Origin of the sequence: Bartonella sp. AP88XZML, assembly GCF_042195565.1 — a bacterium.
Classification (GTDB): domain Bacteria; phylum Pseudomonadota; class Alphaproteobacteria; order Rhizobiales; family Rhizobiaceae; genus Bartonella.
This window is the reverse complement of sequence record NZ_JBHIOQ010000029.1, coordinates 106,619-122,358: the sequence shown is the minus strand read 5'-3', so window position 1 is coordinate 122,358 and position 15,740 is coordinate 106,619. Positions and strand designations below refer to the sequence as shown.

At 37.8% G+C, this 15,740-nt stretch carries 12 protein-coding genes and 2 pseudogenes; 8 read left to right on the top strand and 6 right to left on the bottom strand.

Going from position 1 to position 15,740, the window contains the following annotated elements; genetic code table 11:
* Positions 1-8 precede the first annotated feature (8 nt).
* A complete protein-coding gene (gene trxB, locus ACFIK2_RS02620; protein ID WP_375634193.1) occupies positions 9-965 on the bottom strand; it encodes a thioredoxin-disulfide reductase in 957 nt (318 codons plus the stop codon).
* A 310-nt stretch (positions 966-1,275) separates the two neighbouring features.
* On the opposite strand from trxB, the gene ACFIK2_RS02615 reads away from it, so the two are divergent.
* Positions 1,276-2,670 (top strand): TrkH family potassium uptake protein, encoded by a 1,395-nt coding sequence (locus tag ACFIK2_RS02615; protein WP_375634194.1) that lies wholly within the window; start codon positions 1,276-1,278, stop codon positions 2,668-2,670.
* A 1,202-nt stretch (positions 2,671-3,872) separates the two neighbouring features.
* On the opposite strand, the gene ACFIK2_RS02610 is transcribed toward ACFIK2_RS02615, so the two are convergent.
* Together ACFIK2_RS02610 and greA are read right to left on the bottom strand one after the other, a co-directional pair.
* Complete coding sequence (locus tag ACFIK2_RS02610; RefSeq protein ID WP_375642832.1) at positions 3,873-4,931, bottom strand: glycosyltransferase family 4 protein; 1,059 nt, start codon at positions 4,929-4,931, stop codon at positions 3,873-3,875.
* A 17-nt stretch (positions 4,932-4,948) separates the two neighbouring features.
* Positions 4,949-5,422 carry a transcription elongation factor GreA gene (gene greA, locus ACFIK2_RS02605; RefSeq protein WP_007347010.1) on the bottom strand — a complete coding sequence of 158 codons (474 nt, stop codon included), beginning with the start codon at positions 5,420-5,422 and terminating at the stop codon, positions 4,949-4,951.
* Positions 5,423-5,760: 338 nt separating this feature from the next.
* Here greA and ACFIK2_RS02600 point away from each other — a divergent pair, with 338 nt between their 5' ends.
* From ACFIK2_RS02600 to ACFIK2_RS02590, 3 genes are all read left to right on the top strand, one after another.
* Positions 5,761-6,075: an SH3 domain-containing protein gene (locus tag ACFIK2_RS02600; protein WP_375612971.1), complete on the top strand. Its 315-nt coding sequence runs from the start codon at positions 5,761-5,763 to the stop codon at positions 6,073-6,075.
* 260 nt (positions 6,076-6,335) lie between these two features.
* Entirely contained in the window at positions 6,336-8,645 is a 2,310-nt protein-coding gene (gene uvrB / locus ACFIK2_RS02595; protein ID WP_375676868.1) for an excinuclease ABC subunit UvrB, read from the top strand.
* A gap of 629 nt (positions 8,646-9,274) precedes the next feature.
* Positions 9,275-10,063, top strand: a complete 789-nt coding sequence (locus ACFIK2_RS02590; protein ID WP_375676867.1) for a BA14K family protein — start codon at positions 9,275-9,277, stop codon at positions 10,061-10,063.
* Positions 10,064-10,132: 69 nt separating this feature from the next.
* Here ACFIK2_RS02590 and ACFIK2_RS02585 read toward each other — a convergent pair.
* Positions 10,133-10,444: pseudogene (locus tag ACFIK2_RS02585) on the bottom strand (MBL fold metallo-hydrolase); the annotation flags it as partial.
* 4 nt (positions 10,445-10,448) lie between these two features.
* Between ACFIK2_RS02585 and ACFIK2_RS02580 the strand changes: the two are divergent.
* Together ACFIK2_RS02580 and ACFIK2_RS02575 are read left to right on the top strand one after the other, a co-directional pair.
* A pseudogene (locus ACFIK2_RS02580) lies at positions 10,449-10,847 on the top strand (sensor histidine kinase); the annotation flags it as partial.
* 470 nt (positions 10,848-11,317) lie between these two features.
* A complete protein-coding gene (locus tag ACFIK2_RS02575) occupies positions 11,318-11,941 on the top strand; it encodes a BA14K family protein (RefSeq protein ID WP_375638077.1) in 624 nt (207 codons plus the stop codon).
* A gap of 69 nt (positions 11,942-12,010) precedes the next feature.
* Here ACFIK2_RS02575 and ACFIK2_RS02570 read toward each other — a convergent pair whose 3' ends face one another.
* Positions 12,011-12,661 (bottom strand): MBL fold metallo-hydrolase, encoded by a 651-nt coding sequence (locus ACFIK2_RS02570; RefSeq protein WP_375612975.1) that lies wholly within the window; start codon positions 12,659-12,661, stop codon positions 12,011-12,013.
* Positions 12,662-12,804: 143 nt separating this feature from the next.
* Between ACFIK2_RS02570 and ACFIK2_RS02565 the strand changes: the two genes are divergently transcribed.
* Together ACFIK2_RS02565 and ACFIK2_RS02560 are read left to right on the top strand one after the other, a co-directional pair.
* On the top strand, positions 12,805-13,509 hold the full coding sequence (locus ACFIK2_RS02565; RefSeq protein ID WP_375612976.1) for a response regulator: 705 nt from the start codon (positions 12,805-12,807) through the stop codon (positions 13,507-13,509).
* An 8-nt stretch (positions 13,510-13,517) separates the two neighbouring features.
* Positions 13,518-14,858 (top strand): ATP-binding protein, encoded by a 1,341-nt coding sequence (locus tag ACFIK2_RS02560; protein ID WP_375676866.1) that lies wholly within the window; start codon positions 13,518-13,520, stop codon positions 14,856-14,858.
* A 45-nt stretch (positions 14,859-14,903) separates the two neighbouring features.
* Here the strand turns inward: ACFIK2_RS02560 and ACFIK2_RS02555 are convergent, their stop codons facing one another.
* Complete coding sequence (locus ACFIK2_RS02555; protein ID WP_375634206.1) at positions 14,904-15,404, bottom strand: YbjN domain-containing protein; 501 nt, start codon at positions 15,402-15,404, stop codon at positions 14,904-14,906.
* Between the last annotated feature and the right edge of the window lie 336 nt (positions 15,405-15,740).

The following is a 15,740-nucleotide window of genomic DNA, read 5'->3' as shown; positions in this document are numbered from 1 at the left end:
ATGAGTGACTAACGCTTGGGTATATCCAAAAACCGTTCTGCTTCCAACGCTGCCATACATCCTCTTCCCGCAGCTGTTACAGCTTGGCGGAATGTTTCATCTGTCACATCCCCAGCAGCAAAAACACCAGCAATGCTTGTTGCTGTTGAGTCCGGTGCTGTCCATAAATAGCCGCCTCGTTTTTGTTTCAGCTGTCCTTCAAACAGAGAAACAGTAGGATCATGCCCAATGGCAATAAATATGCCCTCTGCATTCACTTTCATCTCGTGACCTGTCTTAACATTTTTCAGACGTGCCCCTGTTACAACAGCGCCCATTGAATCTTGAGCTGGCAGCCCCACAATTTCTTCAACCACATGATCCCAAAGAACACGTACATTATTACAAGCCAGCAACCTATCTTGCAAAATTTTTTCTGCCCGAAACTGCCCCCGCCTGTGAACCACGCTTACACTTTTAGCCAAATGCGATAAATAAAGTGCTTCTTCAACAGCCGTATTTCCTCCTCCCACGACAATAACGTCCTTATCACGATAAAAAAAGCCATCACATGTAGCACAAGCAGAAACACCTCCGCCCATAAAGGTCTGTTCACTTTCTAAACCAAGCCAGCGCGCTTGAGCTCCTGTTGCAATAATCAGTGCATCACAAGAATATTGTGTTCCTGAATCCCCATATAAGACAAAAGGATACTTCAACAAATCAGCCTTTATAATTGTATCATAGACAATTTTTGTCCCCATATTCTCAGCTTGTTTCGCCATTTGTTCCATCAACCATGGTCCTTGAATGGGATCTGCAAAACCTGGATAATTCTCAACATCAGTTGTAATTGTCAATTGCCCCCCCTGCTGCAAGCCCGTCACCAAAACAGGCTTAAGCATTGCTCTTGCTGCATAGATCGCCGCTGTATAACCAGCCGGACCTGAGCCAATAATCAGCAGACGAATATGCGATTGTACCATTAAATCCCCTTCACTTTATTATAACTTAATTATTCTATAAATGATAACGGAATGCAGCCTTTTAAAAAAATATTTTTCAAGAGCCCTAATTATGTTATGTATACTTCTTTTCAAGTTTTATGAAAAGGTCTGATTACTAATTCATCAAGGCACGCTAATGTTAAGAATTAATCCTTATCCTATAAAGAGAAAAATGTAACTTCTTATGAGCACAAAACCATAATAAAAAGAGATACAAAGATAGGGAACGATCATTTTTCAATTTATTATCAATGTCTGTGCACGTTTTGCCTTAATCATGGGAGGAGCAATGCTTTTGCCAATTTTTGTGGATTTGCACGACAACAATCGTAATTGGATAAGCTTTCTCTATTCTTGTGCCATAACCACCATGTTAGCAACGCTGATTCTTCTAGCAACTAAGGGAGCTACTTGTCGTTTTTCAGCACGGCTTGGCTTTATGCTCACTGTTTGTCTTTGGCTTACAGGAAGCATCGTAGGTGCCTTACCTCTTTATCTTTCTCCTCTTCCCATTTCTCTAGCAGGAGCCATTTTTGAATCTGTTTCTGGAATTACAACAACAGGCTCCACAGTCCTTTCTGATCTTGATAATTTATCGCGAAGTATTTTATTATGGCGTTCTCTTATATGCTGGATTGGGGGCATTGGTTTTATCGGTTTAGCCCTCTTAATTTTGCCTTCACTGCGTGTGGGTGGCGTGCGGCTTTTTCATATGGAATCATCTGATAAATCTGAAAAAATATTGCCTCGCATCAACCAAATTGCTAACGGAATTATCATCGCTTATGTTGGGTTAACATTGGCTTGTATGCTTTCTTATTTTGCTGCAGGCATGAATTTATTTGATGCCATTAACCATGCAATGAGTACAGTAGCAACAGCTGGTTTTTCAACGCATGATGCTTCTTTTGGCTATTTTTCTGATACACCAGCCATCTTAATTATTTCAACAATCTTCATGTTGCTTTCTGCTCTACCCTTCGTACTTTATGTTAAATTAGTCCTTCCTGGACACTCCAAACGCTTCCTTGACCCACAAGTGATTGTTTTTCTCCATATCGTTCTCCTTTTCAGCTTTGCTTTAGCGGCATGGCTACGGTTTTATGATCATCGCGCGTTCTACTTGATTTTTCTTGATGTCATTTTTCACCTTTCATCCATTATTAGCACCACCGGTTACAGCGCTGAAGATTATCAACTTTGGGGAGCGTTTGCGCTTGGAATTTTCTTTATTGTTTCTTTTACAGGCGGATGTGCTGGTTCTACTTCTGGTGGCATGAAAATCAATCGCCTCATTATTCTTTGGCGTATTACACAAACAAATATAGAAAAACTTCTTTCTCCTAATGTCGTTGTAAAAGCGCGCTACGATCACTCAAATATATCAAATGATGTTGCTCAAGCCGTTTTGTTTTTTGTCTGTCTTTATATGTTTTGCCTTGTTATCGGCACTGCACTTTTGCTTACAACCGGTCTTGACTTTACCTCTGCCTTTACGGGGGTCTTAACCGCACTTTCAAATGTTGGTCCAGGCTTTGGAGATATTATTGGCCCTACTGGTAATTTCTCTACAATCAACGATCATGCTTTATGGATTTTAAGTTTTCTAATGTTAGCTGGACGCCTTGAAATCATAACAATATTCGTCCTTTTTATTCCCGCTTTCTGGCGTGAACAATTCTAATGTATAGAGTATTTTATGCTACCATGATAAAAAATTGACAAGATAAAAAGGCGAGAACAGTATGCGTCATAATATTCACTCCTCACCCAATCTACTGAAGATTTCCTAAAATTTCATACAAAACATCATATCAATGATATAAAAATAATTCAACAAAAACAATCAAATACCGATATTCTCAAAGCCATAACATATAAAACTTCACTTTATTGATCTTCTTTATCAAATAAAGTGGACGCATAGAACATTCTTTTTTACGAATAATCTCTCATGCAAAAATATGAACATTTGCTGATAAAAGTGTTTTTCTTTTTAATAGAGTTACACCCTTATAGAAAATAAAATGCTATTATATTACGAACTCACAAGCTTGTAAAAAACATCTCACAATACTCATCACCCCCATTTCACGACAGCCCTTATGAAAGATATAAAATGGGCACCATCATTTTTACTTAAATAATAATAAGGTGCAAGTCGCTACTACAAAATAAGATATAAATTAGTACCACCATATTATTTTCTTTCTGCTAATATCGTAACAGCCTGCATTTCAGACAATTTATAAGAAATCTCTTTACACCCTGTCTTCAATAGTTTTTATCCACCACATGCCTTCTTCCAATTGTGATGTGCAAGAAGATAGCTCTCATTAATTTAATATCAACAGATTTTACATGAGAAAATCTTACGGTACTCAAAGCTCTTATTCAAATTGAAAAGGTAATTTATCTATAAAAATCATATATATTGATCTTAAATCCATCTTATTATGAATTTATTGAAAATATGTACGACTATTTTATTCATGGAGATACCATCATTATCTTTTTAAGACAAGAAAACGTTTTTTTGCTATCTATTTAAGTCTTACAAAACGAACAATATCAGTACGACACCGTATAAGATAGTGCATAAATCCCCAGACTTGAGTTAAAGCATTATTTTCTTATTATAAAATATCAATGAATAAAAGTAGCTTCCCTCTCTCCTAGTATGCTTTATCATAAACTACATCGCTCTCAAGCGTATACATTTTTAATCTTTTATCCAAAATTTTGAGAACTTCTTATAGCATTCTACTAAAGACATATAAATTTTGTAAAATAACATTTATATCATTGAGCTGTTTTCTTGATGACTATGAAAAACCTTTAAGAAAAATACTTTTATCATCCCTCAAGAAGATTTTTGATATCATATCAAAGTGTTTTTTCTGCAAACAGTTCTTTGTAGACACGCCCAATCTCCGCTGTCTCCTTTTCCAAAGGAAAGTGCGTACGAACATGGGTTAAAGCTTTCTTTCCGGCTGCCAATGTTTTTTCTACATCAGCAAAATAAGGTTCAATTGCTGCCGTTAAAGCCGCTCCATCTCCTGCTTTTACAACTGTTCCTGTCGCTTCTACAACCAATTCTTTATAAGCTCCTGCATCACTCGTTACAACCGCAACCTGTGATGCCATTGCTTCTAATGGTGTTAAACCGAAACCTTCTGTACGAGAGGGTGCAACATAAAGTGTTAAACGACGGTACCATAAAGGGATGTCCAGAATCTCACCAAGAAAAATAATGCGATCATCCAGACCAGCCTTAGCAATCTTTTGGCGTAATTCTTTTTCAAAATGATAATATTGCTCTGTCGTACGACCAGCGATAAGTGCTGTCCATTCAGGATAGTCAGGCAATAATGCTATCATGGCATCAACAAATAAATCTGTTCCCTTTGAGTAGCGCAGACGCCCAAAACATCCTACCGCATATTTTCCTGGAAATCCTGTCGAAGAAAAGCAATCATCAAGAGTGTGTGGTGGAGTAAAACGCCTCACATCCACCCCATGCATAATAACCTTATGAGGCACTTCTAAATAGACGCCCGTACGTGTACTGGTAGCGATAACCCTATCCATACAGCGAATCAACCATTTGGTAAAAGGCTTATGATGACGTTGTGAAGCCGATGTGAAGATAAGTTTCAGCTTCATTCGCAAAACATCGCGCAAAAAGATCCCGCAAAGCATCTCAATATTGCGTCGTGCATGCCAAATACGAAATGGCTTCCCTTTCGGACTTTTCCAAAGTCCGAAAAGGTCCCTAAAGGCAAGAGTTGGCAAAGTTCGTGGTAAACCAAACCCCAAAGTGGATATACGCACACCTTGTTCGCGTTGCAGTGGAATAAGCTGAATAATCGTAGATGTTACTCCCGATAAACGCCTTTTCAAGTGAGGCGCAATAATCTCAGTTTCGTCCAAAGATACACGCATAATAATCCATATGTTATTTAGATGTACTGAACCTTAATGATCTCGTAATTATGCGCACCACCTGGTGCATTCACCTCAATCACATCACCTTCTTGCTTGCCAATAAGTGCACGTGCGATAGGCGAAGAAATAGAGATTTTACCAACCTTTACATCAGCTTCTTGATCTCCTACGATCTGATACACTTTTTTTTCTTCAGTGTCCTCATCCAAGAGTTTAATGGTTGCGCCAAATTTTATTTTGTCACCTGAAAGACGCGAGACATCTATAACTTCTGCTCGTGCGATATAATCTTCAAGCTCATTTATACGCCCCTCATTATGACTTTGCGCTTCTTTAGCTGCATGATACTCAGCATTTTCAGATAAATCACCATGCGCACGCGCCTCAGAAATTGCTTCAATAATTCGCGGACGCTCCTGTTGTTGACGCCAACGCAACTCTTCTTTAAGACTCTCAAAACCAGCTGTAGTCATCGGAACTTTTTCCATAATCCGTCCCTTTCTATTACACGGAAGGTTTAATAAAAATACAAAAAACGGCTTCCAAAATTACTTTTGGAATCCGAAAACTACGATCTTTTTTATTATATAGTACAGTATCGCTGTTTTCCATACAAAAATAAATAAAGGAAACAAAACATGCACAAATAGTGATTAAAACATCTCATTTTGGTGTTTAAAACGTTAAACTTCACTCTTCTCTTTAAAGTATCCTAAAGAAGAAAGAATTGTATTTTTTTCTGTTTTATCATAATCTAGTAAAAGAAATTATATGGAATATGAAGAGAGAAGGATAGAAAATCTCTAAAGAAATTCTTTACAGAAAAATGAAAAAAATCGTCATTTTTTTTATGTTTGGCTCTTTCTTTTTAGCCACAACAATATCAGAGGCAGCAGATGCTTTTGTTACGAGAAATCTTAATTTTAGAACAGGTCCCAGCACTCAGTATGCACTTTGCGGCTTAATCTCTGCTGGAGAATTAGTTTTTGTTAAAAACTGTGAAGGAAATTGGTGCCATATCCGATATAACACTCAAATAGGTTGGGTGTCATCTCGTTATCTTTCATTTAAAGATGGAAATGATCTTTATCACACATATACAATGTCTTTAATGCCCAAACGTACCGATTATTCTCCATAACAGCCATAATAACTTATGCCCTCTTGAATATCATTATGGTAAAAATGCAATAGTGTTCACGAACAACCACAAATATGCTCCCTCCAAAGAAATACTTCGAAGAAGTTGTCTCATAGAAAAAACTTGATCAATATCCTAATGAAGGCTCCAATAAACCAAAACAAATCTGTTCAATAACGTTTTGCTGTTGTCGTAATGAAATTGTAAAAATTAGTATTTTCTTTAAAATCACCAGCACTTTTCTATCAAAGGATACAACAATGAAAAATGGTGTTACTGCAACAGTAGAAGCTCTTTCTGCTCTTATTGCTTCAGGCAATCCTCTTTTTAAGAATGGTGCATTATGGACACCTCACCGCCCTATTCGTCCTGAAAAATCTGAAGGTGGCATTCCATTTCAACTCGAAACATCTTTTAAACCAGCGGGGGATCAACCTCAAGCCATTAAAACTCTGGTTGAGGGAATTCAAAAAAATGAACGTACACAAGTGCTTTTGGGTGTTACCGGCTCAGGAAAAACCTATACAATGGCCAATATCATTGAAAAAACACAGCGTCCAGCTTTAATATTAGCTCCCAATAAAACTCTAGCAGCGCAGCTTTATGGGGAATTTAAAAGTTTTTTTCCCCATAATGCCGTCGAATATTTTGTTTCCTATTATGACTATTATCAGCCAGAAGCCTACGTTGCACGCTCTGATACCTATATTGAAAAAGAATCCTCAATTAATGAACAAATCGACCGTATGCGCCATGCTGCAACACGTGCTGTCTTAGAGCGTGATGACGTCATTATTGTCGCATCTGTATCCTGTATCTACGGGATTGGTTCAGTAGAAACTTATACTGCTATGACCTTCCAAATAGCAAAAGGGGACAAACTCAATCAACGAAAACTCTTGGCTGATTTAGTCTCTCAACAGTATTATCGACAAGATATCAATTTCATTCGTGGTTCCTTTCGTGTTCGAGGGGATACAATCGAAATTTTCCCTGCCCACCTCGAAGATCGTGCTTGGCGTATTTCGCTCTTTGGTGATGAAGTGGAAACAATTACAGAATTTGATCCTCTAACGGGTCAAAAAACAGGCGATCTTCAATCGATTAAAATTTATGCCAACTCACACTACGTAATACCACGCCCAACACTTAACCAAGCGATGAAATCGATCAAAATGGAACTCGTTCAACGCCTCGATGAATTAAATGCGGCTGGACGTCTTTTAGAAGCACAACGTTTAGAACAACGTACAATTTTTGATTTAGAAATGTTGGAAACTACCGGCTCATGCTCTGGAATCGAGAATTATTCACGCTTTTTAACGGGACGAAAACCCGGAGAACCACCACCAACCTTGTTCGAATACATTCCAAATAATGCTCTTGTTTTTATCGATGAAAGCCACGTAACCATTCCCCAAATTGGTGGCATGTACCGAGGTGACTTTCGTAGAAAAGCAACCTTAGCAGAATATGGTTTTCGCCTCCCTTCTTGTATGGATAACCGTCCTTTGCGCTTTGAAGAATGGGATGCTATGCGCCCACAAACGATTGCTGTCTCCGCAACACCTGGACGGTGGGAAATAGAACAATCTCACGGTACTTTTGCAGAACAAGTTATTCGCCCCACAGGGCTTGTTGACCCACCAACAGAGGTTCGTCCAGCCAAAAATCAAGTCGATGATGTTGTGAATGAAATTCGTAAAACAATTCAAAAAGGCTACCGTACATTGGTGACAGTTCTCACAAAGCGTATGGCCGAAGATTTAACGGAATATCTCCACGAACAAGGTATTCGTGTACGCTATATGCATTCTGACATTGATACATTAGAACGCATTGAGATTCTACGCGATCTTCGGCTTGGCACCTTTGATGTCCTCATCGGTATCAACTTGCTCCGAGAAGGCTTAGATATTCCAGAATGTGGTTTTGTTGCCATTCTAGATGCCGATAAAGAGGGCTTTTTGCGCTCTGAAACTTCCCTCATACAAACAATCGGACGTGCTGCACGTAACGTAGATGGCCGTGTTATCCTCTATGCAGATACGATCACTGGTTCCATAAAACGAGCCTTACAGGAGACACAAAGACGTCGACAAAAACAAATAGCCTATAATGAAGAACACCATGTCACACCGAAAAGTATCAAAAAAAATATCGGAGATATTCTCAATTCAGGCTATGAAAACAACCATATTCGTACAAATATCCCTGATGTCATCGAGAAAAAAAATATGGTTGGCAACAATTTAGCATCTCATATTAAACACCTCGAAAAATTAATGCATGAAGCAGCTGCTGATCTTAATTTTGAAGAAGCAGCACGCCTTCGCGATGAAATCAAACAATTACAAAAGATAGAACTAGAACTCGCGGAAAATCCCTTAACACATCATAGCGAACAATCCACCCATGAGCGCGTATTACAACCAAGTCTTTTCTCCAAACCAGACCTTGCACACATGGGACCAACCATGGACACTGGTATTTTGGAAAATCAAAAAGGAAAATCTCGTAAAAACACCCCTAATCAAGCAACAATAAAACGAAAAAAACGCAATCAATGAAGGAGCAAAAAATTTCAAACCGCATAAAATAATCTTCAGCTCTTCTAAAAAAAGACGAAAGCTCAAAAGCAAACAGCGTTATCCGAAAAATAGACAACCTCCAACATCAAGGGTGCTTCAATTTGTCTAAAACAACATGAGTGGAAACATTTTATAAAAAATTTCTAAAATATATTATCTTTATACAGTTATACTCTGATATCTAACTCAATATTATTTATCCTTACAAGAAAATATTCAAATAGGACACTGTCCTATAACACAAATAAAGTAAAATAAGACTTTATCATAGCACCATAAGCCTATGATAAAAAATGATAACTTTTATTCATATCCCTATTGTTCAATTCATATTGTACCAAACAATAAAAAATTATCCCTAAATAAAGAGTTTATATTCCATAGTAAAAAATCGTGGACTCTCAATACAAACTTATTAATTAACCTCAAGCAGAGTACATTAATTGAAATCAAAATTCTGTTATGATTTCATTTTACTGTCTCCGCGATAGATTTAACTAAATAAATTTTTATTTTTTTGTCACAATAAAGCCCAAAATTGTTCAGGCTCTATTCAGTTTGAAACGTGTAGGATGTGAAAAATACGAATTTACACAAGGAGCATCATTATGAAAAAAGTGATCAGGTTAGCGGTATTATCAGCAATGTCAACTGTGACCGTTTTGATGCCGCTAAATGCAACGCTTGCGGATATGGCATGGAATCGTAGTGACTCTATCTCGAGAGAAATAGATGATATGATGAGGAAGATGCGTAAAGAAACAGATGATGCGATAAGGGAAATGAGGAAGAAAGCTGATATTCTGCCTTGCGGTTTTTCTCGCTCCCATTGTTCTGATAAAAAACGTAGCTTTTTATCTGATGATTTCCAAAAGTTTGTTGATGATTTCCACAAGAGTTCTGATGACGACAAGAGAAGATTTAAAGCCAAACATGAAAGGTCTGTAGCCAAACAGAGTAAGACGGAACAACAACAACAACAACATCATCATCACCACCACCATTATCATCATGTTGAAAACAAAACATATCATTACGTCGAGCGCAAAAAGACAAAACACAGTAATATTCATATAGATAACTCAGGAGATGCTTTAGCGGTGGGTATTCTTGGTCTTGCAACAGGTACGATTCTTGGTACAATTTTAAAAAAACCAGAACAGCCACAAGTGGTTTATCAAATAGTACCACAAAATCAGGTAATTTATCAAAAAGTTCCGCAAAATCAAAGAGTTTATCAAGTGCAGCAAACAGTGGCATATGAGCCACTCCAGCAATCATTAGAATCTGATTGGCTTAACTATTGCAAGAAAAAATACCGTTCCTTTAACCCTAAAACAGGGACCTTTCGAGACCGTAATGGTTTGGAACACATTTGTTATGCCCCAATAAATTAACTTCTGTTCCGTCCTACTAAAAAAGTTTTAAATGGCAAAAAAAAACGCTTCAAAGCGTTTTTTATTTGCTCATATATTAAAATCTTGAAGAAAAGGGTTATTTTGGCGCTCATAGCCTATGCTACTTTTGGGATCATGCCCACAGATAAAACAAACATCATCGCCTAAGGGTAAAACTTTTTCTCGAAGGGATTGCATCAATTTTTCATAAGAACAGAAGGGGAAGTCCGTACGTCCAATAGAACCACGAAAGAGAACATCACCCAAAAGGGCTAAGTGCTCTTTTTCATTGAAATAAATAACATGACCAAGGGAATGCCCCAGTGTATGTAAAACCCTAAACTCATGTCCAGCAAAATACACACACTCACCATCTTCTAACTATATCGAACAACGCACCACGATGCTTTCGGGTGTAAGCCATGATTTAAGAACCATTCTCACCCGTTTTAAACTTCAGCAAACATTAGCAAATACTGACTTTGATATTAAGCAGCTTGAACAAGATGTGAGCGACATGTAAAATATGTTAGAAGATTACCTTGCTTTTGCCCGTAGTGAAGAAAGTGAGTGTGTTAAAACTTTTGATTTAAATGCTCTTATGCAAAAATTCTCTACCGATGCACATCTTCACAAACGCCAATTTTCCTACACCATTGAAAGCCCTACACAAATACAAGCACGTCCACGTGCCTTCACGCGTCTCATCAGCAATATTGTGTCAAATGCATTTTGTCATGCCAATACTGTCAAACTAACAGCCATATCCCAACAAGAATGTTTCCCATATATCAAAAAAGTTCCCGCAATATATTATATTTATACAGTTATAATATGATATCGAACTCAATATTTAGCCTCACAAGAGAGTAGTCAAACAGGACTGTATTCAATCACACAAATAAGGTTCTATCTTAGCACCATAAGCCTATAATAAAAAACGATAACTTTTGTTCATACACCTATTGTTCAATTCATATTGTATCAAGCAATAAAAAAGTACTCATCAATAAATAATTTATAACCAATAGTAAAAAATCTGGTGCTCTAAATACAAGCTGCTTAATTAACCTTAAGAAGAGTACATTAATTGAAATCAAAATTCTGTCATGATTTTATTTTACTGTACCGGCAATGTTTTAACTAAATGAATTTTTATTTTTTTGTCACAATAAAGTCCAAAATTGTTCAGGCTCTATTCAGTTTGAAACGTGTAGGATGTGAAAAATACGAATTTACACAAGGAGCATCATTATGAAAAAAGTGATCAGATTAGCGGTATTATCAGCAATGTCTACTGCAACCGTTTTGATGCCATTAAATCCAACGCTTGCAGATATGGCATGGTATCATAACTATGACATGAGAAGGGAGGCTGGTTTACCGTCTCACAATTTTAGCTCCCATTTTTCTCATAGTGAACATCACTCTTTTGATAATCCCCACACGCGTCATTATGTTAGCCATAAATGGGGAGCACAACAACACCATCATGTTGAACACAAGACATATCATTATGTCGAGCGCAAAAAGACAAAACACAGTAGTATTAATATAAATAACTCAGGAGAAGCTTTAGCAATGGGCATTCTTGCTCTTGCAGCAGGTGCACTTCTCGGCAAAATTTTTAAAAAATCAGAACAGCCACAAGTGGTTTATCAAACCGCACCACAGCATCAAATTGTATATCAACAGGTTCCACAGGAACAGATAATTTATGAAGCTCCGCAAACGGTGGAATATGAGCCAGTACAACAATCATTAGAATCTGATTGGCTTAACTATTGCAAGAAAAAATACCGTTCTTTCAACCCTAAAACAGGAACTTTCCGAGACCGTAATGGTTTGGAACACGTTTGTTATGCCCCAATAAATTAACTTCTGTTCTGCCCTACTAAAAAGTCTTAAATGGCAAAAAAAACGCTTCAAAGCGTTTTTTTTATTTGCTCATATATTAAAATCTTGAAGAAAAGGATTATTTTGGCGCTCATAGCCTATGCTACTTTTGGGACCATGCCCACAGATAAAACAAACATCATCGCCTAAGGGTAAAACTTTTTCTCGAAGAGATTGCATCAATTTTTCATAAGAACAGAAGGGGAAGTCCGTACGTCCAATAGAACCACGAAAGAGAACATCACCCAAGAGGGCTAAGCGCTCTTTTTCATTGAAATAAATAACATGACCAGGGGAATGTCCTGGGGTGTGAAAAACCTTAAACACATGTCCAGCAAAATGAACGCACTCACCATCTTCTAACCATTGGTCAGGAATACAGATGCAAGCATCAGTGATGCCATAATTTTTTGCGCTTTCGCTCACGGCATCCATCACAGGCTTATCATCGCGATGTGAACCGATAATTTTTACATTAAGCGCTTCTTTCACTTGCATTGCTGCTCCTACATGATCAAAATGACCATGTGTTATCCAAATAGCCTCAACGATAACACCATTCTTTTCGATTACGTCTTGAATTCGTGGCCAATCACCACCAGGATCAACGAGGACCCCCGTTTTACTTTCACTATCAAAAAGCAAAGTGCAATTTTGTTGGAATGTCGTAACTGGAATAATATGTATATTAAGACTACCCATAATATCCTTTTCAAAAATAACTTTTTTAAATTTATAAATAAAACTTTCTTTCCTTTAAGGTAAAGGTGCTGCTCGACAGCTTTATACAACTTATGTAAACTTGCATTTTGTGTAAACTAAATTTTTATCAAGGTTTTTTAAGAATGAGCAATCACGTTCAAGTTTTGTGTGACGATGCCCCTCACCTTCTTGTGATTGATGACGATACACGTATTCGCAATCTTTTATTTCAGTTTCTCATTAAAAATGGATTTCGTGTTTCAGTTTCAGCTAATGCGAATGAAGCAAGACGACTGTTAGCAAGTTTAGATTTTGATCTTCTTATTGTTGATGTCATGATGCCTGGCGAAAACGGTATTGATCTCACTCATTCACTCCGCCAAACAAAAGATGTCCCTATCTTTATGTTAACAGCTTTATCAGAAATAGACAATCGTATCCGTGGATTAGAAGCAGGGGCAGATGATTATCTGGCTAAGCCGTTTGACCCTCGTGAACTTCTCCTTCGCATCAACGCCATTTTACGACGTGGTTTTCCCCCTCACCAACCTAAAATTGAGCAAATAGTTTTTGGTCCTTATATATTTTCAATTTCACGACGCGAACTCAAAAAAGGAGGAGAAATTATTAAATTAACAGATAAAGAACAAGAAATGATGGTCATGTTTGCCGAAAATGCAGGCGATACAATTCCGCGCCATAAATTCGCAACCGATGACAGCAATATAAGTGAACGTGCCATTGATGTGCAGATCAACCGCCTTCGTCGTAAAATCGAAAAAAACCCAGCACTGCCTATATGGCTCCAAACCGTGCGAGGAATAGGGTATAAACTCTCTATTGAATAGGCACAAGAATGATCAAACCTTTAAGATTTTTTCTTCGATGGTTAACGAAAAAAATGCCTAAACGGCTTTATGCTCGCTCTTTGATCATTATCATCGCTCCCATGGTGCTTCTGCAAACGGTCATTGCTTATGTCTTTATGGAACGACATTGGCAAATGGTAACCGAGCGTCTTTCAACGGCTGTCGTGCATGATATTTCAGCCATTATTGATATTCTTGAAACATATCCCCAACAAGATAACTATGAAGATATCAAGCGTATTGCACAACAACGTATGGGATTAAATATTTCTATTCTATCTCCTACCTCCTTACCCCCTCCAGGACCTAAGCCATTTTTTGCAATTCTTGACTATTTTTTAAGTGAAGAAATCACCCGCCAAATTAACCGTCCCTTCTGGATCGATACCGTAGGAGATTCTGATCTTGTTGAAATCCGTATCCACCTTGGTCACAACATTTTACGCGTCTTTGCTCCACGCAGCCAAGCCTATGCTTCCAATACTGCTATTTTTTTAAGCTGGATGGTAGGAACAGCTCTTGTTTTATTGCTGATAGCAATTTACTTTTTACGCAATCAAATCAAACCGATTCAACAATTGGCTGAAGCAGCAGAAAGCTTTGGACGCGGTCGTCCTTTACCAAAAGGATTTCAACCACAAGGAGCTGATGAAGTCCGTCGTGCAGGCATCGCTTTTTTACGCATGCGTGAACGTATTGAACGCCAAATTGAACAACGTACCATGATGCTCTCAGGAGTAAGTCATGATTTAAGAACCATTCTTACACGCTTTAAACTTCAGCTGGCATTAGTAAATACTGACTTTGATATTAAACCGCTTGAGCAAGATGTAAGTGACATGCAAAATATGTTAGAAGATTATCTTGCTTTTGCTCGTGGTGAAGGAAGTGAAAGTGTCAAGACTTTTGATTTAAATGCTCTTATGCAAAAATTCTCCACCGATGCTCGTCTTCACAAACGTCAATTTTCTTACACTATTGAAGGTCCTACAGAAATACAAGTACGTCCCCGTGCTTTTACACGCTTGGTCAGCAATCTTGTATCAAATGCATTTTGTTACGGCACGACTGTTAAACTAACCGCTAACTCTCAACAAGAATCTTTTATATTGATAATCGATGATAATGGACCTGGAATTCATGAAGATATGCGCACAGAAGTTTTTAAGCCATTCTTTCGACTTGATAAAGCGCGAAATCAAGATGCAAGTGGAACAGGACTTGGTCTTTCTATTGCTCAAGACATAGCACGTAGCCATGGTGGTAATATACAATTAGATGAGAGCCCACTCGGGGGAGTGCGCGCTATTCTTGATGTCCCCCTATGAGCAATATTTCAGCAAACCGTCTGTAAAAATAACAGACTGTATATTTTAGGCATTCCCTACAGTTTCAAACAAAGTGTACTGTAGTGCCTTGTAAGCACTTTCTCCCGACAAAGCAACCATCTGAAATGCAACATAATGGCTTTCACAGGCTTTAAGTGCATGTATCAACAATGTTTCAACCTGTATATGAGATGGATGCATCCCACCAGCCAAAAGAAGACCTTGTCGATAAATAACTGAATTATTTCTTTGCCAGTAATCAAAATGTCCCAACAACAACTTTTCATTAATTGCTAGCAATAAGCGCTGTATTTCAGCTGTTCGAGCATTTTTAATAGAAAGATCAAACGAACAAGCTAAATGAAGTGCTTCATGCTCTTCCATCCATGAAAAAGCAAGACGATAGTTTGCGCGTTTTCCTTCCACACAAACGCTAATTTCATCTTCTGCATACCGCTCAAACGACCAATCATATTCACAGGCAATCTGTTCGATAAAGTCGACAGGGTGCTCTTTTCTTTCTGTGGCGCAAAATGCAAGCCTCATCACAATCCTCAATCATCTTAAAACATTGTCAACAGAATATAAACCGTCTAAACTGTAACAACATTTTGCTACAATCAGAACCTTTACACCAAACAAATACACATAAAAACATCGACAGTACACAAACACCCAGAACACAATCGCGCTGTTTAGGGCAACCTGATAGTCATAAAACGAATCATCAAGTCTTTTCAGTGTATTGATACAATTTCATAGCGCCAGCCCCCCTGATTCAAAAAAATGTATTTTACCCCCAAAAAAAATCAAAAATAAACAAATGCTCCGCTCTAACAGACTCAAGATTAAGCATTTTTTAGTTTCACGCATCATATTGAA